The sequence below is a fragment of the Myxosarcina sp. GI1(2024) genome (genome assembly GCF_053543375.1).
Map to the genome: position 1 here is coordinate 1,181,043 of NZ_JBKGTY010000001.1, position 20,884 is coordinate 1,201,926.

A 20,884-nucleotide genomic window follows, 5' to 3' on the forward strand; every position below is an offset into this window, starting at 1 on the left:
TATGTTTGGCTAGTAATCTTCTAATAGGATGTCAATAACTTTTCGGAAGTAGTTTGTATTTCTTATGTAGTTTGCTATTGATAATTTGCGCCCAAAAACTACGGACATAAAAAAATCTCCCTTGAAAACTTTCAAACATACCAATAAATCTGCCTGCGCTTTTGCGACTGGAGGCAAAACTGATATATCACTAAAAATGCAAGAATGAATAAATAGACTGAAATTGTAATAAATAAATTACTATGGCTGAATCTCTCCAATACTTAAGCGGAAACGAAATCCGCGATAAATTTCTCAAATTCTATGAGGAACGACAACACAAAATCTTACCCAGTGCCTCGTTAGTACCAGAAGATCCAACAGTACTATTAACAATAGCCGGGATGCTACCATTTAAACCAATATTTTTGGGACAACAAAAAGCACCGCAACCCCGCGCTACTACTTCTCAAAAATGTATCCGCACCAATGATATTGAAAACGTGGGACGTACTGCCAGACATCATACCTTCTTCGAGATGTTGGGTAACTTTAGCTTTGGGGATTATTTTAAAGAAAAAGCTATAGAATGGGCTTGGGAACTTTCTACCCAGGTATATAAGTTGCCCCCAGAGAGAATCATCGTCAGCGTATTTCAAGAAGATGATGAAGCCTTTGCTATCTGGCGTGACAAAATAGGTATTGCCCCGCATCGTATTCAGCGCATGGGAGAAAAGGATAACTTTTGGAATTCTGGCGTTACCGGACCTTGCGGTCCTTGTTCGGAGTTATACTACGATTTTCATCCAGAATTGGGCGATGAGAATATAGATTTAGAGGACGATAGCAGGTTTATCGAGTTTTATAATTTGGTATTCATGCAATATAACCAAGATGCCGAAGGAAATCGGACGCCACTAAAGAACAAAAACATCGATACGGGTTTGGGTTTGGAAAGGATGGCGCAAATCCTGCAACGAGTACCCAATAACTACGAAACCGATCTTATCTTTCCGATAATTAAAACTGCAGCTGAGATTGCGGGGATCGATTACGCTACAGCCGACGAAAAAACTAAAACCTCATTTAAAGTAATCGGAGATCATGTTCGTGCTGTAGTTCACACGATCGCCGATGGGATTACTGCCTCTAATGTCGGTAGGGGTTATATCTTACGTCGTCTAATTCGTCGCGTGGTGCGTCATGGTCGATTAATCGGCATTGAAGGTAACTTTATCAGTCGAGTTGCCGAAACTGCGATCGCTCTATCTGAATCGGCTTATTCTAATGTCAGAGAACGAGAAGAGTTTATCAAAACCGAATTGCAGCGAGAAGAATCTCAATTCCTCAAAACCTTAGAAAGAGGCGAAAAGTTATTGGCGGAGATTATCGCTAAAACAGCTAATCTTTCCGAGAGACAGATTTCTGGTGATGATGCTTTTGAACTGTATGACACCTATGGTTTTCCTTTGGAATTAACCGAAGAAATTGCTGAAGAACAGGGTTTAACCGTAGATCTAAAGGGTTTTGAACGGGAAATGCAGTTGCAAAAAGAACGTTCCAAAGATGCCCATGAATCTATCGATCTAACGGCGCAGAATGCTTTGGGTGAGTTAGCGCATGAGAGTAAAACCACTGAGTTTTTAGGTTATACCAAGCTAGCTGTCAATTCTATCGTCACGGGAATTGTAGTCAACGGTAAACGGGTAGAAACGGCTAATGCAGGAGATGAAGTTCAAATTGTTTTAAACGAAACTCCTTTTTATGCTGAGTCTGGAGGGCAAATTGGCGATAAAGGCTATCTCTCTGGTGAAAATTCCCTGGTACGCATTAAAGACGTGCAAAAGGAAGGCAGTATTTTCGTTCACTTCGGCACTATCGAACGGGGTACTATTTCACTCGGTGATACGGTTAACGCCACAATCGATCGCGCCTGCCGTCGTCGCGCCCAAGCCAATCATACCGCAACCCATTTGTTACAAGCCGCGTTAAAGAAAATAGTCGATGATTCAATTTCCCAAGCGGGTTCTTTAGTAGACTTCGATCGCCTGCGGTTTGATTTTAACTGTCCCCGCGCTTTAACGGCAGATGAAATCCAACAGGTAGAAGACTTAGTTAATACCTGGATCTCTGAGGCGCACCAAGCCGATATTAATATTATGCCTTTAGAAGAAGCCAAAGCTAAAGGTGCAATAGCGATGTTTGGGGAAAAATATGCCGATAATGTTCGGGTGATTGATTTTCCTGGCGTATCGATGGAACTTTGCGGCGGTACTCACGTTGGCAATACCGCTGAAATTGGCGTGTTTAAAATCATTTCTGAAACGGGGATTTCTTCGGGAGTGAGACGGATCGAAGCCGTCGCCGGTGCTGCAATTCTAGACTATTTAAATGTACGGGATAAAATAGTCAAAGAATTGAGCGCTCGCTTTAAAGCCAAACCGGAAGAAATTGGCGATCGCGTTAGCAGTTTACAAGCCGAACTTAAAGCTACTCAAAAGGAATTAGAAGTGGTAAAACAAGAACTGGCGATCGCTAAATCCGATAGTTTACTATCTCAAGCAGAAAGCGTCGGAGAGTATAAAGTGTTAGTTGCCAACATGGGCGAATTAGATGCCAAATCCTTACAGGCTGCTGCTGAAAGATTACAGCAAAAATTAGGTGAAGCAACCGTGGTTTTGGGTTCGATTCCGGCTGAGGGTAAAGTAAGTTTGGTAGCTGCTTTTAGTCAAAAAGTTATTCAAGAAAAGAAACTACAAGCAGGTAAATTCATTGGTGGTATTGCCAAAATCTGCGGCGGTGGCGGTGGTGGCAGACCAAATCTAGCCCAGGCTGGCGGCAGAGATGCTAGCAAGTTAGATAAAGCTTTAGATGCTGCACAGCAGCAATTGATTGCAGGATTAAGTTGATTTTAATAGGTGGGTTGTTTCCCGCCTTGGGGTTTATTTTATTGAAGCTAGTTCAATAAATAATAGACTAGATAACTTTCAGCAAGCTATTTTTAAGCTGCTAAATGTTGTCGCACCAGAGCAACTAAACTATTCGTCCAGTAATCAGTTAATTCTTCGGTAATCGCTTCAACCATAACTCGAATTACGGGTTCGGTTCCAGAGGCTCTAACTAAGACTCTGCCTTGTTCTCCCATAGCTGCTTCTGCCCGCAGAATTCCTTCTCGTAAGGCTTCGCATTCTTGCCAGCGGCGGCGGCGATCGCCATGTTCTACTCTAACGTTACGCAAAATTTGGGGATAAGTTCGAAAACTACCATCGATTAAGGTTGAGAGGGAAACCCCAGATTGGCGTACTAATGCTGCTAAATGCAGAGCAGTTTGAATGCCGTCTCCAGAAACACCGTGATGATGACAGAGTATGTGTCCCGATTGTTCTCCTCCTAACATCGCTCCCGTGCGCCACATTGCAGCTTGAACGTGACGATCGCCGACGAGAGTGCGCTGTAGTTTGCCGCCAGAGCTTTGCCAAGCTCGTTCGAAGCCCAAGTTTGCCATTACGGTCGCTACGATTAAATTATCTGGTAGCTGTTGCTGTTTGCGCAAGCACTCGCCCCAAAGATAGAGAATGTAGTCACCGTCTACTACTCTACCGCGACTGTCAACTGCCATAACGCGATCGGCATCGCCATCAAAAGCAAATCCCAAATCTGCCTGATATTCTCTTACCGCTAGCTGGAGCAAATCGAGATGGGTCGAACCACATTTAACATTAATGCGATCGCCGTCTGGCAATTGATGCAAACTAATTACTTCTGCACCCAGTTGTTGAAAAATAGCTGGCGCGACATTTACCGCCGCACCCCAAGCTAAATCTAGAACTATTCGCATCCCCCTTAGATCGAGTGCAGTAGGTAGGGACTGTCTGAGATTTTGAGTATAATCTTCGACTAATTTCGGACGATAATAGTGTTTGCCCCAGGTGCGCTCGGAAAAATTCTGTCCCTCTCGATCCGATGCTCTGAGTCTCTCTTCAATTCTTTGGGTGAGAAGTTCCTCTAATTTAGTGCCTTCGCCGTTAAAAAATTTAATGCCGTTGTCTTCTGGTGGGTTATGACTGGCAGAAATCATAATTCCTCCAACTGCCGGGCTAATTCTAGTTAGAGTGGCCACACCAGGAGTAGGGCATAAACCCAGGTGCCACACTTCTAAACCTGCAGCGGTCAATCCTGCCGCGATCGCCATGGCTAACATATCGCTGGAGTTACGAGAATCTTGTCCGATAATGACCACACCCCCGTTCGAGGTAGTTTCTCTTAAAACTGTGCCCGCACAATAACCTAGTTGCAAAGAAAAAGGGGCATCGAGCAGTTCTCCTGCTTTGCCCCTAATACCATCAGTCCCGAATAACGGTGTTTTGGGTAAGGTATCGATCTCTGAATGCGATATTTTGGTAAGTAAGTTTATAGAATCTCTCACACCAACAAACTCCTAACTTTTTATTCAAATAACGAATTTAACTAATAGATACATCAAATCCCATTGCCAGCAAAGTTTAGCAACAATCGGACTACAAACCACAGTCGATTGGTAGGGACAGACCAAGGATAACGAATAAACTTAAAATTCGTCTAGCATTAAATACTGAATAATAGATCGCAAGCGACATTCGAGCTTCCCAGATTTTACCAAGACTTGTCGATAGTCAATCGGGAGCGCCGTAGATTTATCAATCTAGTTTCGCGAGTTAACTAGTTTTGTATTATGTTTATAGATCGTTTAATCGAGCAAATCCGAGTCAAAAATACTCCTTGTATAGTGGGTTTGGATCCAGCTTTAGCTAAAATGCCCCAGTGGTTTCTTACCCGACATCAAATCGATAACCACAGTAACATTGCCGAATGCGCCGAGGCAATTTATCAATACAATCTTCTCGTTTTAGATGCAATCGCCGATCTCGTACCTGCAGTCAAGCCCCAATCTGCTTATTACGAACTTTTTGGCTCTGAAGGCTTTCGCGCTCTCGAAAAAACGATTATGGCAGCTCGCCAAAGAGGATTACTAGTAATTTTAGATGTCAAACGGGGGGATATTGCCGCTACTGCTGAAGCTTATGCTAGAAGTTATTTTCCCTCTCAACCTGCTCCACCTCTAGAAGCCGATGCCATAACTATCGTGCCTTATCTGGGAGCAGATTGTCTGGAGCCTTTTATCCAACAAGCACTTATCTGGGGTAAGGGAATTTTTGTTTGCGTAAAAACATCTAATCCTGGCGGTGCAGTCGTTCAAGACTGCTCAGTAGGCGATCGCTTGTTGTATGAAATTGTCGGTGATTTAGTCAGAGTTGAGGCAGCAAAAAGCCTGGGAACAAATGGCTATAGCAGTATCGGTGCAGTAGTGGGAGCGACTCATCCCGATGCCGCTCGTCGTTTGCGATCGCAGCTACCCCAAAGTTTTTTTCTCGTCCCCGGTGTGGGGGCACAGGGAGGAAGCAAAGCGGGCATTCAGGCTTGTTTTAACTCTGATGGCTTAGGAGCGATTATTAGCAGTTCTAGAGCGATTATGTATCCCCATCTCTATGGCAAAGCAGAATCGAATTCGGCTGCGATTAGAGCCGCAGCTCACGAGCTGATTGACCAGGTACGAGATATTTTATAGATAATTTTTCGTGCTGTTAGTTGACAACTTTCCCTAAAATACTGTTAATATATTTAAGGCAGATAATGGGGTGTCGCCAAGCGGTAAGGCAGCGGGTTTTGGTCTCGCCATTCCTAGGTTCGAATCCTAGCACCCCAGTTACAATCTAATGATCCTCGAGCGATTGAGTTAACTACCCGCGCCGATAGTCGATAAACATATAAACACATATAAACATATTACTATCAACTAAATTATTTGATGTCCCATTAGTGGTAACTCAACGATAAAAGTAGCTCCCTTGCCGACTCCAGGGCTTCGAGCCACTATTTTGCCACCGTGAGATTCTACTAAATGACGTACGATCGATAAGCCCAAACCCAACCCTTCTTGAGAACCAGTGGAAGTGTTACTCGCGCGACGAAAGCGATCGAAAATATAAGGCAGAGCTTCGGGGGCAATGCCCTTACCCGTGTCTCGGAGGCAAACTCGAGCGCGATCGGAAAAATATTCCAAACTTATGCTAACTTTGCCTCCTGAAGGGGTAAATTTAATGCTATTAGTTAAGAGATTCCAAAATATTTGCTCGAGTCGTTGGGGATCGCCATTAATTTCTCGTAAATTTTCCTTGAAAGCTACTTGTAATTCAATTTGCTTGGCAGCGGCAAGCGGTCGGACGGTATCTATCGTGGCAGCAAGCGGTGCCGTAAGAGGTATCGGTAGCAAGTTTAACTGTAAATCGCCGCGCACGATGCGAGCCACATCTAGTAAATCTTCAATCAGTTGGTTTTGAGTTTGGGCATTACGTTCGATAACTGCTATGGCTTTTTGACTTCGCTCTAGATCGAGTTGACCACTACCCAAGAGCTGTATCCATCCTAGGATAGAATTTAGAGGTGTGCGCAACTCGTGAGAGAGAGTGGCAAAAAACCTTTCTTTGAGACGATTGGCAGTTTCGGCTTCTTCTCTTGCCTGCCGTTCCCGCTGTAATAATTCAGTTCGTTCTCGTTCGGCTCGTTGGCGATCGCTGATGTCTTCTGCTGCTCCCTCGTAGTAGAGGATTTGACCGTTCTGGTTTTTGACAGCGGTGGCATTATGTTGCATCCAGATAATTTTGCCGTTTTGACAGCGAGCTTGCACTTCAAAGTTGGCGATCGCTTCATTACGCTTTAGCCGTTGGTACCAATCTCGTTGTTGTCGGTCGTTAAGATAAAACTCAGCCAAATTGCGCTGCTGTAAATCTTCTCGGTTGACACAGCCTAACATTTTGATTAATGCAGAGTTTGCTTCTAAAATTTTTCCCTGAGGATCGAGACGATACAGCCCGATTGGTACTCGCTCGAAAAGTCGGTCGTAACGCTGTTGTAATTCGTTGAAAGCTGTTTGTTGTTGCGATCGCTCCCAGGCAGAACGAACGGCAGCGGCTAATCTTACGTAATCCGAAGTAGACTTAATTACATAATCATCTACTCCTGCTTTCATAGCTTTAACCGCAATTTCTTCGCTACCGGTACCGGCAAACATAATTACCGGACACTCTGGTTTTTGCTGTTTAATCGTATGTAAAATGTCTAATCCCGTCGTCCACCCCAATTGATAATCGGTAATAACTAAATTAAATTCCTCCGCCTGCAATGCTTGGTTGAGGCTGGCAGGTTCGTCAATTTCCCAATATTTGAGCTGGGAAAAAAGATGTTTTAATTCTCTTAACACTAAAGTGCGATCGTCGGGATTATCATCAATTAGTAATATTTGTAATAAATTCATTGTTTAGAAAAAACCAAGCATGGGTAATTAGCAATACCCAAGTTCTTATGAATTAGCGGTCTATATCTAACGATGGTAATTTTTAATCTAATCCTACAAACTTATCGATTGAGTATGGATTTAAATTTTAATTAACTTAGAGATAAATTGCTCCATCGCCGCTCGAATATATACTTAACAATATTTGGGCACTATAAACTAAATTTTTTCTTGGTTTATGTCGGTGCAGCTCCGTACACTAATTAAGTAATTATATTTAGAAGATTCTTACTCTAATTGACCTAAATTAAAGATTCAAATTTCAACCTCAAAACCAATAGTAATTTTATTAGCACTCGACCTCAAAACAATATTTTATTTAAAGATAGATGAATCTCGGTTTGACGGTCGAGGATGGTCGAGAATTCCGATCCAGTTTTGATTATAATCGATCGCTTCTGGCTACTGTTTGTCTATTACCAGCTTGCCCTTTGCTTCACTGAATCGAAACTCTAATTCTCCCTGCTTAAAGAGATTTAGACCTCTAATTTTTGGTTTAATTTTTCGTTGCCGTCGAGCAGCGCAACTGGTAGTTGAGACTCAATAACCTCAACCATAAACCTGGATATTGCTTTTCTAACCAGGGCTGAGACTGTTTTATCCAGCCAGGAAACCAACTGCCAAGTAGAAAATTTCGTAGTGCATCCAAATTAAACGCCAAATACGAACCCAACCAACGAATCAAATCTCTAGTGCCCGCCATTTCCCAAATCCACAACAATAAGGCGGGGTTTTTTTGCGCCGCAACTAGAGCTAGTCGCGTAAAAGTAAACCAGTCGGTACGATCTTTGATAAAAGTGTCAGCTACTTCGGGGGGTTCTTCTGCCAAGAGACCGAAAAAAGTATTTAACATCGAATTAATTCGCTGGGGAGGTAAAAGTTGATGAGTAGGTACCATCATCCCCTTAGAAAATAGCCAGGTAACGGAGATGTTGCTTTGATAGGCACGAATTTGCTCTAGGTGTTCGGTAGTTAGTAAGTCGTATTTTAGAGCGGTATCGAGTAAAGTTGTCAGTCGTTCTAAGTTGCGAACTAGAGAACCAAAACCCGTAAAGATCAGGGGAGATTGTAAAGAAGCCGCATCGCCAATTGCCAACAAGCGATCGAAAGCGATCGCGCGATCGCTTTCGCTGGCACTAAAATGACCGGGAATATAGCCAAAAGTTGGTTTTTTCCAGACTAGTTTTTCTGGATCGCAACGCCGATACTCGGGCAAAATGTTAAAAAAATCTTCGTACATCTCGAGCAAAGAACCGGGATTATCGGGATGTACTTGATGATAGTGAAACAGATAAAAAGTTAGTTCGCCATTGTCTCCAGGAAATAATTCCCAAATCAGCTGTCTACCTCTGGAAATATCTCCGTGAGAATTGAGTACGTCACCATAACGAGCATCCCATACTTCTGGTGCAAAACCATCTTTGATGACCGCGCCTACGGTAGGACAGACGCTATCAAAGGCGCGGACTCCATTCAACTGCCAGGCAATGGGTGAAGCCGTACCCATCGCGTCGATTAACAAGCGTCCTCTAACTTGTCTCTCGTTCGCAGTTGGCAAGTAAACCGAGCTTACAGTCACTTCAGTATCCGAAACCTCAGCGCGAGTAAATTCGGTTTCATCCCAAATCTCGCCTCCTGTCTGTCGCAACTTATCTCCGCAAAAACGCAGTAGTTTTTCGGCATCAAGTGCTACGTTCAGCACTTTGGGAGTGTGCAACACTTTGGCTTTGAGATGGGGTGGATTGTATGCATCGAAAAATTTGCTAAAACCATCGCGATATTCAGCGGCAATTACTGTTTCAAACTCTTCAGGAGTAAATAAACCCAGGTTAATCAAGCTTTGAAATTCGTCGCGGGAAATATTCCACTCGCGGTTCATTTTCCCAAAAGGCAATCTCTCGATCAGCAGAACTCGATAGCCTTTTTGAGCCATTATCGCCGCGTGTATTACTCCCAATGCACCGCCAATATAAATTAAATCGTAAGCCGTGTCTTGACTTGTTGGTTTGTGGCTCGCTTCGGCAACTCGAAAAATTACTTCTTGAGGCTGCTCGGGATTTTTAACACTTTCGCGCCAGCGTCGTTCCCACCAATAAACTCGATTGAGGTCGCGTTCCCCATCGGGCATTTTTTGAAAAAAATGTACCGTTCGAGGATAGTATTTAGCTAGAGCTTCAAAAATCGTCTGTTCAGTTAAATCTATTGCTGGGGGTACGGGATACTGTGGCGGAAATGCGGCGCGAATTTCTCTTACTAGCTGCTGTTCGATCTCAGTAGCAGCTCTCGGTAGATTTTCACCCCACTGAAAGATTTTGAGATAAGTCGTACGCTGTAACGACCAAACAAAGATCGACAATTCACTATCGGTTTCCAATTCTAAAGCAAGATGCCAACGAATTCCATCTGGGGTTATGATTATATTTCCCACTTTAGGTTGCCATTGATGTAACCAAAGTTTTACTTTATCGATGTCGGGGGTAGGAATTTCTATATATAGTATTTCTTTCATTACCAGTTGATTGAATTACTAGATCTAGCTTAAAACCCCGTCAGCAGCAATAAGCTAAACCTATAGCAAAATAAAGATTTGAACTAAGATCTCACACCCTTGGATAACTGATAATCTTTTGCAGATTAATTATTACTACTATGGATTATCCCATTCCTCTCAATGCAGAAGAAATTCTGGCATTAAGAAATTATGCGATTAATGAAGAAATAATTGCGACCGCGATCGCTGGAGTAGTTAATATCGCTCGTCAACAAGGTCAATCTTTGGAAGAATTGCAAGCAGGAGTGCTCAAAGATGACAGAGTTTTAGACTTAACTCGCCGCAAGTGGTTGAGCGAGTCGATCGCTTTGGCTTGGAAGATGCTGCCCTGACAAGTAGGGAGTAATAAGTAATGAGTAGTAAGTAATAAGTTTTCTCTTGCCTCCTGACTCCTGAGTTTTTACTTCCTACTTCCTGCTTTCAAATCCCCGCGTGACCTAATGCCAACCCAGTAAACAACATTCCCAGAACTAAAAACGGTTGGGCACTGGCTTGATATTTCACGTCGTTTTCTAGGGGATCGCGCAGAAAGTACATATCTTGAAAGACGATCTGGGGAATTACCAATAGCAGCACAATCGAGCCATAGAGATTTTCGTGGATGCCAATTAAGTAACCGCCAATTCCTATTTGAAATACATCGATCGCGATAACGCAGATCCAAGCAGCGGTAGTAATGCCAAACATCACGGGTAGAGATTTCAAGCCCAACTGCCGATCGCCTTCGACGCTTTTGAAGTCGTTGACTACAGCAATTCCCAAACCCGCAAAGCTGTAAATTAGAGTCAAAATTACGATCGTCCAGTTTAAATCGCCAAATAAAGCGTGACCAGTCCACCAGGGCAGGGCAATATAGCTCGAACCCAAAGCATAAGTACCCAACCAGCCGTTTTGTTTCAGCTTTAACGGGGGAGCAGAATAGATGTAGGCTAAAAACGCTCCTCCTATGGCAATACAGGTAATCGTGGGAAACTCATGACCCACCGCTCGATCCAATCCATATGCCACGGCAATTCCTGCCGCTAAGAGCGCGAAAATTTGAATGTTAACTTGGGTTAGAGAAATTGCTCCTGAAGGAATGGGGCGATAGGGTTCGTTAATCGCATCGATTTCGCGATCGTAAAGTTCGTTGAGGGTTTGGGTATAACCTGCCATCAAAGGTCCTGAAAGCAGCATACAAGCTGCTGCCAGGAGAACATTTTCTAACGTCCAGCTAAAGTTGCCCGAAGATGCCGCGCCACAAACTACTCCCCAAATCAAAGGAACCCAGGTGATTGGTTTCATTAGCTGCAGCCTAATTTTCCAAATTGAGGTTTCCCCCGCTGCTGCTCCCCTGATTCCTAATAGTTGTCGCGTTTTGGCATTGCGTTCTAGCTGTTTGCTTTTTAAGTCTTGAGAAGGAGTAGTGTCAGACATAACTCTAGTTAACCGATAGTTACTTCTAAATAGCCGTTTTGGAATTTAGCTCCCGTTACCGAACGACCTTGCCAAGCAGGCGGTAAAATAATGTTACGTCTTTGATCGCCCGCTTCGATAGTAATTCCCGGACCGTATTGAGTTAGTTTAACTTCTTTTTTAGCAAAGCCTGGTAAAAATACGGCAATTTTTTTCTCTGCTGTAGAGATTGTCGTTGGTTGGGGAGCATCGCCACTTTCAATTTTAGTAGGCAAACCTTCTATTAGGGGCTGCCAGTTACTGCCGTCAAACTCTGGCAGGGAGGTAACGGTCAAAGGCTTAAATTCACTAGAGATTATCTCGGTAGTTTCCCCACCACTGAGTAGCACTCCAGCTACGGTTAGTCCGATTTGCTGGGCACTACCCCACAGATATTTAGCAGAGGTGATCGCAATTTCGTCGTCTTTGGTAACCAAATAAGCAATAACTCTTTGTTCTGCGAGAGCCTTAGTACCTTTAGTTAAAATCTGGGATGCAGGATTATTTGTCTCTGAGATGTCTTCTGCCGACCAGGTGACGTTTAGTACGGCAGTACTTACTGGCTGGACGAAGGGAGACAGGGCTTTAACAATATCTGATTCGACAAATATACCCCGAAAACGACGGATATACCAGCTTAAAATTTCTGGCATCCCAAACATCCTGAGAGTATTAATGTCTCCCGTACCATCATAGACGATCGCATCGTAACTACCGCTCTGGTCGTATTCGCGAATTGCGTTGAGCGCCAAAGCTTCATCCATTCCTGGAAGTACGCCCAATTCTTGACCGTACACCTCTTTAAGTAACGGAGAACGTAAATACTGAGCCTCGATTTTTTTAACTTCCTCCCAGCTATTTTCTAATAGCGTTGCGGCACTTAGTTCGACAACACTCAGGTTAGCAGCAATTTCTACAGGTTCGGCAGCGGCAGTCATTCCCAAAAGGAGCCGAAAAGCAGGGCGAGACTGAAGTCCCACGAGTAGCACTCTACTTCCTTCATTGGCTAATTTCTTGGCAGTGGCGATCGCAACAGTGGTGCGATCCGTACTATCTGTACCTAAAAAGGTGACGATCGAAGACATACTAGTTGTGATTTTTGTTGATTAGGTATTGCTGTAATTATTACTAAATTACCGATCTACTGGTTCGATTTCATCCTCAAAAAACCAAGTTCCGGTATTATCATCAAACTGCACGATCACTCCAACTCCACTACCGTCTGTCATTTTAAATTCCTTGACGGTTCCGATTTTACCTAATAGTCCGGCAACTTTACTGTTTACTCTATCTATCAATCGATATACTCTTACTTTCTGCCCGATTTCCATTCCTGCTTATATTCCAAATTCAAATTCTAATGAGCCAATTCACAGTTTAAAGCAAAACCATCCCCTTTTTTAAGTTCTAGCCCACAACACCATAAATTTGCCTGACTATGAAAGGCAGAGGGAGTATTTCTCTGTTAACCTTAGCTAAAATAGGCTCCTAATCATAATTCAACTTTTTTTAGGCATCGAAGATGGTTTTATCAGCAGCAAACAATAAGTCCAAACAGCAGTTGCGTTGGTATTGGGAATTATTCATCGTTCTCATCGAGCGTAATTTGAAAAGAAGATATCGTGGTTCTGTATTGGGAGTTTATTGGTCGTTGTTAAATCCTTTAATTATGACGGGACTGTATACGGCTATTTTTGGAGCGGCATTTGCCAGTTATTATGATAACTCTACCCTAAATTACATCTTAGCGGCTTTTACTGGTTTAGTAGTGATTAACTTTTTTTCTGCTTCTACTGCTCAAGCTTTAGCTAGCGTGGTAGATAACGGTGCGATCGCCAATAAAATTCGCTTGCCTTTGTTTATTTTTCCCCTATCGACTATCGGTGCTAATATCTTTCAGTTAATTGTGGGTGCTTTTCCAATATTAGTAGGGGTGACTTTAATAATTTCCCATAGTGTTATCAATACCTTAGCCTTATGCTTGCCTTTGGTAGCTTTGACTTTGGTCTGCACGGGAGTAGGTTTATTAATGAGTGCTTTATATGTGTTTTTTCGTGACTTGTCTTATTTTTACGAATTATTAACTTTCTTGTTATGGATTAGTTCGCCGATTTTTTATCCACCTGAAATTGTTCCCGAAGCAGTAAGCAAATTTCTAATTCTCAATCCTTTGCTACCAATTATTGAAAGTATACGTCAAATTTCTCTGTCAGGAAACTTACCCAATTTATTATTAATTTGTCAGGCTTTTTTAAGTGGTTTAATAGTTTTAGTTTTGGGCATAGTTGCTTTTTCAAGCTGGCAGTCTCAGTTTATCGATTTACTGTAAGGATTCAGGTATCAGGGTTGACAAAAAGGAAAAAGAGATTAAAGTAGCCAATAATGAGCGAAGCTAATCACCCCTTCAAAGCCGAAGAACTGCGCCAGTTGTCCAATGAGAAACTGGCAGAAATCGTGACTACCCAACAAAAGCTGATTGAGAAGCTAGAAAAAAGAATAGAACAACTGGAACAGAGCCTCAACCTCGACAGCCAAACCTCATCGAAACCCCCTTCAACTGACTTGCTGAAAAAAAGCGAGAGAAAACCAGAAGTAGGGTTGGAAGAAGCCAAAAAAGAGACAAAAAGAAAACCAGGAGGACAACCAGGACATCAAGGGAAGACGAGAAAAGGATTTGGGCGTGTAGACCGCTACGAAGTATTGAAACCGACCATCTGCTCCAACTGTGGAAATCAACAATGGAAGACTAAGGGGGTACGAGTAGATACTCAACAGGTAGCCCAGTTGGTGGCAAAACCGATACAAGTCGTAGAGTACCAACGTCATCACTGTCAATGCGGCAAGTGTGGAGCAATAGAGGCAGCTCGACGGTCTCCCACAATGATTCCAGGTCAAGACTTGGGAGTCAGACTACAGGGGTTACTTTCCTGGCTGGGAAACTATGCTCATATGTCCTATGCTAAACAGCAAGAACTGTTGTGGGAACTGGGAGCAATAGAAATTAGTAGGGGAACTTTAGTTGCCACCAATGAACGAACGAGTACAACAAGCGAGTATCAACAGTGTTGAAGGGTTGAAAAAGTCGATTAATTCAGAGCATCCTCCTCTACATTGTGACGAAACCCCCTGCTCAGTTAAAGGAGTCAAAGAATGGCTCTGGGTTTTAGCTGGGTCAGAGTTCTGCCTGTTTCATGCCGGCGATACTAGAAAACGCAGAGAATTGGAAGCTGTATTAGGAGTATTCTATGATGGAGTTTTGATTAGCGACGATTTTAGTGTCTACAACGGCTATTCAGTAGCAGGACAACAAAAGTGTTTGGCTCATCTACGTCGTCATTTTCAAAAACTGTTAAAGACTAAAGGGGTAGATAACCAAGAAATTGCTACCACCTTTCTGTCTCTAATTGATGAGGCATTTAAGCAACATCGGGTTTGGCGACAGACCCATCAGGAAAGCCACTATCGAGATTGGGCAGAGGATTTCCGAAGGCGAGTGACTAGCGCAATTAAGACTTGGCTCAAGAATGCTGGTCATGAAGCTGGAAAACTGCTACGTTCGCTGCGTGATAAGGCGGAGCAATGGTGGTATTTTCTGACACATCCTCAGATACCCCCCGACAATAATCTAGCTGAACGATGTTTGAGAACTGCTGTAACCAAGCGGAAAGTTTGTGGTGGCTCTCGTTCCATCGAACGGTTTCAACATACAGCCAACCTGCTGAGTGCAATTCAATCTTGTCGTTTGCAAGGACGTTCGGTGATTACTTTTTTTCAACAGACTTTACAAGCTACAGTTGGACATTGTTCTTATCCTTCTCTTATTCCTCATGCTTGCACCTGAATCCTTACGATTTACTTTAAAACAATGAAAGAAGCAATTAGGTTGGATGGAGTAAGTTTGTGGCGTAGAACTCAAGAGGAATTTTCCTACGATCTCAAAAAAACGATACTATCTATACTCGAAAGAAAGTATCGTCATCCTAGCAAGAAACTAGTTTTAGATAATATTAATTTAGCGATCGCCAAAGGTGAAAAAATTGGCATTATTGGTGCTAATGGCTCTGGTAAATCAACCTTATTAAAATTAATTTGCGGAATTTTAAAACCAACGACGGGTACAGTAAGAGTAAGAGAAAAAATTGCTCCGTTAATTGAATTGGGAGCCGGTTTCGACCCTGAACTTTCGGTTATAAATAATATAATTTTTTATGGGGTAATGCTAGGATATTCTCGACAAGAGATGAAACAAAGAGCCAAACTAATTTTAGAGTTTGCCGAGTTGGAAAATTACGCCTTAGTTCCAGTAAAAGGATTATCTTCGGGAATGGCTGCTAGACTGGGATTTGCCATTGCTACCGATGTCAATCCAGATATTCTCATTCTCGATGAAGTTCTCTCAGTAGGTGACGAAAGTTTTAAAAACAAGTGCGCCAAGCGAATGGAACAATTCTGGCAGGATAACGTTACTATTTTGCTGGTTTCTCATTCAATGGAGCTAATTCAAAGTTCTTGCCACAAAACTATCTGGATGGATCGGGGCAGAATTAGGTTATTCGGTCAAACTGATGAAGTTGTAAATAAATATCTTAAAAATGTTCCCCAGTTTGTTTGAGCCTGAGATTATTACCTAGAATGAGTTTTGAATTAATTATTAATTTTTTTTTTTAATTTATGACCGCTAAAGTTTTAGTAATCGGTGGCTGTGGCAGAATTGGCAATAGTGTAGCGTGGGATATTGTAAATCATACAGACGCGACAGTTATCGTCACCTCCAGAACCCAGAAAACTGTCGAACCGCCTTTAAAATTTCAAATTTTAGATTTGGCAGACACCGAAAAATTAACAGCAGCTATCTCCTCAGTAGATTTAGTAGTACACTGCGCGGGTCCTTATAGCCACCGAGATGGTAAGGTCTTAAAAATCTCCATCGATCGCGGAGTTAATTATCTAGATGTAAGCGATCGCAGTTCTTTTTATCGGCAGGTAATTTCTGATAGAGAACGAGCTAAAGAAAAAGGAGTTACCGCCATTTTAAATACGGGAATTTTTCCAGGTATTTCTAATAGTATGGTCAAGCAAGGAGTCGAACAATTCGATCGCCCCGAAAAAATCCATCTCAGCTATGTCGTGTCTGGTTCTGGTGGTGCGGGTTTGACCGTGATGCGGACTACCTTTTTAGGTTTAAAAGAAAAGTTTAAGGCGTTAATTGATGGTAAGTGGCAACCAATTCTACCGTATAGCGAACGAGAAGTAATTCAGTTTCCTGCCCCCTATGGCAAAGCAGGAGTTTACTGGTTTGAAATGCCAGAAACCTATACTTTTGCCGAATCTTTTCCCGTACAAACGGTAATTACTAAATTTGGTTCGCTTCCCGATCTATACAATCATTTAACCTGGATTACCGCCCATATTTTTCCCTCCGCTTGGGTAGAAAGTCCTAAAGGGGTAGAATTCTTTTCTCGCGTCAGTTACTTGATGACTTCGGTTACCGACAAATTTAGCGGCATTGGAGTAGCAATGAGGGCTGAAATTACCGGCAGCAAGTCAGGAAAAGCTACTACATCCTGTTTGACAATGGTACACGAAAATACGGCGATCGCGGCGGGAATCGGTGCGGGAACTATTGCTGAATCACTCTTATCGGGTAGATTGATTTGTCCTGGGGTACATCCTGTAGAACAGGCTTTACCGACAGATTTGTTTGTCGAAGCTATGAATAGCCGTAATGTCAAGATCGATCTTGTTGAAAGTAGGAAGTAAAAAGGTAAGAAGGTGTCTTGTTGCTAAATAGTAAAGATCGAAATGGATAATTTTTGGTTTCCCCCATAGCTTTACACCCGTGCTTAGCCAATTCTGGCAAACTAAAGCATAATAAACGATCGAGATAAATGTCTTAACGAGATGGATTATGCAACTAACAGATCGGGTTCGTTTGGGTTTGGCTGTAGGAGTCGCTAAGTTGGTTACTGCTTTAGTGCGATCGCTGCGTTTGGGTGCGGCTTCGGTGCTGCCAGGAGAAATTTCCCGTCGTCTCCATCCTCGTCTATTACCTTTGCTGTTCGTTCAGGTAATGCGGGGAGTTATCTTAATTGTCGGTACTAACGGTAAAACTACTACTTCTTTACTGCTAAAAAATATTTTGGAAGATAACGGTTACTCGGTAGTTCATAATTCTAGCGGTGCTAATCTGATTAACGGTTTAGTTACTGCTCTGTTAAATAGTACTAATATGACCGGTAAACTAATGGCAGATTACGCCATTCTTGAAGTAGATGAAAATATCTTGCCGTTGGTTTTACAAGACTACCAACAGAATGAAATCCCATCCGGCAAAGAAGAGAGCAATCTTTATATCCTTGGTTTAAATCTGTTTCGCGATCAGCTAGATCGCTACGGAGAAGTAGATACTATTGCCCAATGTTGGCAAAAAGCGATCGCGCCATTAACCAAAAACACCAAAATTATTCTCAATGCCGACGATCCCACACTTTCTTACTTGGGACAGCAACTACCGCAGCAGGTAGTTTACTTTGGACTCAACGAACCAGATCTCTATCTCGAAGCAATACCTCATGCAGTCGATTCTATTTACTGTCCTAGTTGTGGGCATCTTTTAGACTATCGAGGTGTTTATCTCTCTCATTTGGGAGATTATCAATGTCCTAGCTGTAACTTTAAAAAAAGCCCAACTGCTATCAACAGTCGAGAATGGTCGCAGATTTTAATTGGAGTTTATAATAAATACAATACCTTAGCTGCAGGTCTATTAGCGCAGCAATTAGGCATTCTCGATCGTAAAATTCACCAGACAATTAAAAGTTTTAAAGCGGCATTTGGACGAGCCGAAGAATTAAATATTGAAGGCAAACAAGTCAGAATCTTACTATCTAAAAATCCCGTCGGCATGAATGAGACAATTAGAGCGGTAAACCAGGTTAAAAAAGCAGGTAAATCTTCGGTAACGTTATTAGTTTTAAACGATCGCATTCCCGACGGTACAGATGTCTCCTGGATTTGGGATGTGGATACTGAAGCATTGGTCAAATTGGGTGGCAAATTAATTATCAGTGGCGATCGCCTCTACGATATGGCTTTGCGCCTGCAATACAGTTATTCAGAAAATAGACAAGATACCGTCAACTACGAACTAATTGTCAAAGAAGATTTGTCCCAGGCAATTACCACCGCTTTAGCGGCAACTTCACCCGAAGAAACTCTACATATTCTTCCTACCTACTCTGCCATGCTCGAAGTCAGAGAAATATTAGTCGGACGCAAAATTTTGTAAGCTCATTTGAAACATCAAAACAAACAGGCTGAAGAATACCAGCAAATAAAAAAAATATGTACGCTGGCGTACTTTTAACTAAAAACGATTATGTTTATAAATGTTTTATAAAGTTTCCAATAGCTTAATTGCCTAACCGAACCGAAGCCTACTTAATCCAACCGACAATTAATATACTCCAGAAAAGCTGCGTTCGCTTTCAGTATTAATACTTATAGCTATCGCTTGCTAAGAGCTATTAAGAGTTACATTAAACTATCGAGCAAGGCTTATAAAAACCCGATCTTTCCCAGACCTTGGCAGAGTAGCAAGACTCATACGTTAAACTAAAATTTAGAATTTAGCACTGGTAAAATGAAAAGATAACTAACATATTTTTATTTTTGACTCTAGATGCTGAGGGGATGAACACCGATCGACCGATAATTGCTATGGTTTAAAAAGTTGAAATTATTGAAAAAAATTAACATTTTAAGTTAACCTGTAAAGTAAATCCAACTAAAAAATTGATGACATCCATGCTAATATCAACCAAAAATACAGTACAAAGCTAGTTGTATTTATAAAAACTTATTCCTAATTACCTAAAACTAAAATATTTTTTCATGAAACTCAAAAAAAATATTTTAGTTTTAGGTAATTAGGATGACAATGGCGGTATAAAGTTACTAAGTCGGTAATGTTAACTATATAAACTTAACTATACAAGCAAATAATCGAACGAAAAAAACGCAAAATTTACAAATATGCAGCTAAACAAAAATGATCCAGATCTCAATCACTTGCGAGTACTGGTAGTCGAAGATGTAGTTGATTCTAGAGAAGTTCTGACAATTTATTTGGAACAAATTGGAGCAAGAGTAAAAGCAGTAACTAATGCTGTTGAAGCTCTACAAGTAATCGAATATTTTCATCCATCTTTGTTGATTAGCGATATTTATATGCCCGAACGAGATGGTTATTGGTTGATCGAGCGCGTAAGAAATTTAGCTCCACCTTCCTTAGCCGCCATACCGGCAATCGCTGTAACTGCTGCCGCTAGAGACAGCGATCGCGATAGTATCTTGGCTGCAGGTTACGATGACTATATCACCAAGCCTTTCATTTTTGCTCATTTAGCAGCTTCAATCGAACGGATTCTCAAAGAGCATCAGTATAAAGTATGCTAGAAAAGAAAAATAGACCGATCCCAATTACTTTGATATTACTTAATACTTAATTTGTCCTTTATTTAATGTTAGCGATGAGTGGTCGGGTAACAATGCTGGGGATAGCCCGATGGGCGGGAAAATGAGGGAGTTATCGAACCATTCAAAGATGTTTCTACAGTCCCCAGAACTGACCGACCTTAATGTGGGTGTTTTTTCGTACCCAAGGATTGGCGTTCTTTGCCCTATCCCTGGTGGGTCTTGAACCAAGACCATCCTATCCCTTACGCATCGAACAGGTGATTCGACCTGTGCCAGAAGCTCAAGCTGCTCCCTCAGAGTCTTCATCGGGGACTAAGGGCAAGCGAGGTTGTCCCAAAGGCTCCAAGAACAAGGATAAAACGCAGGTCAACCTTTCCCGTGAACTGTGACCTCTACTCTTTGAGGTTCCAAATTGAATTTTATTTCCGTGACGCTAAACAATTCTGGGGGTTGGAGGATTTTAGGAAGATCTCCCCAACTGCCGTAACTAATGCCGTGAATCTAGCCTTCTTTATCTCTCTTCTGTCACTCTAGGCATAAGAGCAGTAAAACTCATCCCAACAATAGACCAAATATCTTAAGCAATCAAACCCATTTATTTTAGTAATAAGCCTCGGAAAGCCCAATGAAAGTTATAGTTTATTATGGGCAATCAAACGGATTTGATATTATTCCACTACGACCTCGAATTAAAACCAAGCAAAACCCAAATTGTTCACAGCCAACTTGAACTGGATAAACACCAAGCAGGATTTGATTTTCTGGGATTCAATATACGCCAATATAAAGTTGGTAAATATCAGTTACACAAATATTGCCATCTTTCCAAAACTAAGAGTAACCAACTGATTATAAAGCTCCATAAAGCGAAAAAGGAAGGAAACAAGACCCAAAAATGGTTCAATAATCTGGACTGGGAATGGGTGGACGATATTCCTACCTTACTCAAAGTAGGTACTTAAAAAAGAGCCTGAAAAGAGAGAAGCGCAGTGAGGTTAAAGTCTCGTGCTGCGTTTTGAAGACGAGTCGGGTTGGTGACAAGCTGGCTTAGT

Annotated in this window: 16 protein-coding genes, 1 tRNA gene and 2 pseudogenes; 13 read left to right on the forward strand and 6 right to left on the reverse strand. The window is 42.0% G+C overall.

The window, feature by feature from the left end; genetic code table 11:
• The first annotated feature begins 242 nt into the window (after window positions 1-242).
• Window positions 243-2,888 carry an alanine--tRNA ligase gene (gene alaS / locus ACLFKQ_RS05650; RefSeq protein WP_448998877.1) on the forward strand — a complete coding sequence of 882 codons (2,646 nt, stop codon included), beginning with the start codon at window positions 243-245 and terminating at the stop codon, window positions 2,886-2,888.
• Window positions 2,889-2,980: 92 nt separating this feature from the next.
• Here alaS and glmM read toward each other — a convergent pair whose 3' ends face one another.
• A complete protein-coding gene (gene glmM, locus ACLFKQ_RS05655) occupies window positions 2,981-4,405 on the reverse strand; it encodes a phosphoglucosamine mutase (RefSeq protein WP_448998878.1) in 1,425 nt (474 codons plus the stop codon).
• Window positions 4,406-4,690: 285 nt separating this feature from the next.
• Between glmM and pyrF the strand changes: the two genes are divergently transcribed.
• Window positions 4,691-5,584: an orotidine-5'-phosphate decarboxylase gene (gene pyrF, locus ACLFKQ_RS05660; protein WP_448998879.1), complete on the forward strand. Its 894-nt coding sequence runs from the start codon at window positions 4,691-4,693 to the stop codon at window positions 5,582-5,584.
• A gap of 66 nt (window positions 5,585-5,650) precedes the next feature.
• Window positions 5,651-5,722: transfer RNA gene (locus tag ACLFKQ_RS05665), tRNA-Gln, on the forward strand.
• A gap of 90 nt (window positions 5,723-5,812) precedes the next feature.
• On the opposite strand, the gene ACLFKQ_RS05670 is transcribed toward ACLFKQ_RS05665, so the two are convergent.
• Both ACLFKQ_RS05670 and ACLFKQ_RS05675 read right to left on the reverse strand, forming a co-directional pair.
• Entirely contained in the window at window positions 5,813-7,330 is a 1,518-nt protein-coding gene (locus ACLFKQ_RS05670; RefSeq protein WP_448998880.1) for an ATP-binding protein, read from the reverse strand.
• A 535-nt stretch (window positions 7,331-7,865) separates the two neighbouring features.
• A complete protein-coding gene (locus ACLFKQ_RS05675; RefSeq protein ID WP_448998881.1) occupies window positions 7,866-9,878 on the reverse strand; it encodes a flavin-dependent dehydrogenase in 2,013 nt (670 codons plus the stop codon).
• A gap of 140 nt (window positions 9,879-10,018) precedes the next feature.
• Here ACLFKQ_RS05675 and ACLFKQ_RS05680 point away from each other — a divergent pair, with 140 nt between their 5' ends.
• The gene (locus ACLFKQ_RS05680) at window positions 10,019-10,252 is read left to right on the forward strand and encodes a hypothetical protein (RefSeq protein ID WP_448998882.1); all 234 of its coding nucleotides are present in this window, start codon (window positions 10,019-10,021) and stop codon (window positions 10,250-10,252) included.
• A gap of 88 nt (window positions 10,253-10,340) precedes the next feature.
• Here the strand turns inward: ACLFKQ_RS05680 and chlG are convergent, their stop codons facing one another.
• Genes chlG through petP form a run of 3 tightly spaced genes read right to left on the reverse strand, consistent with a single transcriptional unit; the run spans window position 10,341 to window position 12,685 of the window.
• Entirely contained in the window at window positions 10,341-11,336 is a 996-nt protein-coding gene (gene chlG / locus ACLFKQ_RS05685; RefSeq protein ID WP_448998883.1) for a chlorophyll synthase ChlG, read from the reverse strand.
• Window positions 11,337-11,344: 8 nt separating this feature from the next.
• On the reverse strand, window positions 11,345-12,439 hold the full coding sequence (locus tag ACLFKQ_RS05690) for a Get3/ArsA fold putative tail anchor-mediating ATPase NosAFP (protein ID WP_448998884.1): 1,095 nt from the start codon (window positions 12,437-12,439) through the stop codon (window positions 11,345-11,347).
• A 48-nt stretch (window positions 12,440-12,487) separates the two neighbouring features.
• The gene (gene petP / locus ACLFKQ_RS05695) at window positions 12,488-12,685 is read right to left on the reverse strand and encodes a cytochrome b6f subunit PetP (protein WP_448998885.1); all 198 of its coding nucleotides are present in this window, start codon (window positions 12,683-12,685) and stop codon (window positions 12,488-12,490) included.
• A gap of 191 nt (window positions 12,686-12,876) precedes the next feature.
• On the opposite strand from petP, the gene ACLFKQ_RS05700 reads away from it, so the two are divergent.
• From ACLFKQ_RS05700 to ACLFKQ_RS05740, 9 genes and pseudogenes are all read left to right on the forward strand, one after another.
• Entirely contained in the window at window positions 12,877-13,683 is an 807-nt protein-coding gene (locus ACLFKQ_RS05700) for an ABC transporter permease (RefSeq protein ID WP_448998886.1), read from the forward strand.
• 53 nt (window positions 13,684-13,736) lie between these two features.
• Window positions 13,737-15,195: pseudogene (tnpC, locus tag ACLFKQ_RS05705) on the forward strand (IS66 family transposase).
• A 24-nt stretch (window positions 15,196-15,219) separates the two neighbouring features.
• Window positions 15,220-15,966, forward strand: coding sequence for an ABC transporter ATP-binding protein (locus ACLFKQ_RS05710; protein ID WP_448998887.1), 747 nt, complete (start codon window positions 15,220-15,222; stop codon window positions 15,964-15,966).
• A 59-nt stretch (window positions 15,967-16,025) separates the two neighbouring features.
• The gene (locus ACLFKQ_RS05715; protein ID WP_448998888.1) at window positions 16,026-17,114 is read left to right on the forward strand and encodes a saccharopine dehydrogenase family protein; all 1,089 of its coding nucleotides are present in this window, start codon (window positions 16,026-16,028) and stop codon (window positions 17,112-17,114) included.
• A 148-nt stretch (window positions 17,115-17,262) separates the two neighbouring features.
• A complete protein-coding gene (locus tag ACLFKQ_RS05720; protein ID WP_448998889.1) occupies window positions 17,263-18,642 on the forward strand; it encodes a MurT ligase domain-containing protein in 1,380 nt (459 codons plus the stop codon).
• Window positions 18,643-19,388: 746 nt separating this feature from the next.
• Window positions 19,389-19,811, forward strand: coding sequence for a response regulator (locus ACLFKQ_RS05725; protein WP_448998890.1), 423 nt, complete (start codon window positions 19,389-19,391; stop codon window positions 19,809-19,811).
• Between the two features lie 182 nt (window positions 19,812-19,993).
• On the forward strand, window positions 19,994-20,221 hold the full coding sequence (locus ACLFKQ_RS05730; RefSeq protein WP_448998891.1) for a hypothetical protein: 228 nt from the start codon (window positions 19,994-19,996) through the stop codon (window positions 20,219-20,221).
• Window positions 20,220-20,360 (forward strand): annotated as a pseudogene (locus ACLFKQ_RS05735) (transposase); the annotation flags it as partial. The gene ACLFKQ_RS05730 and the pseudogene ACLFKQ_RS05735, both read left to right, overlap by 2 nt.
• A gap of 116 nt (window positions 20,361-20,476) precedes the next feature.
• Window positions 20,477-20,794: a hypothetical protein gene (locus ACLFKQ_RS05740; RefSeq protein ID WP_448998892.1), complete on the forward strand. Its 318-nt coding sequence runs from the start codon at window positions 20,477-20,479 to the stop codon at window positions 20,792-20,794.
• Window positions 20,795-20,884: the final 90 nt, after the last annotated feature.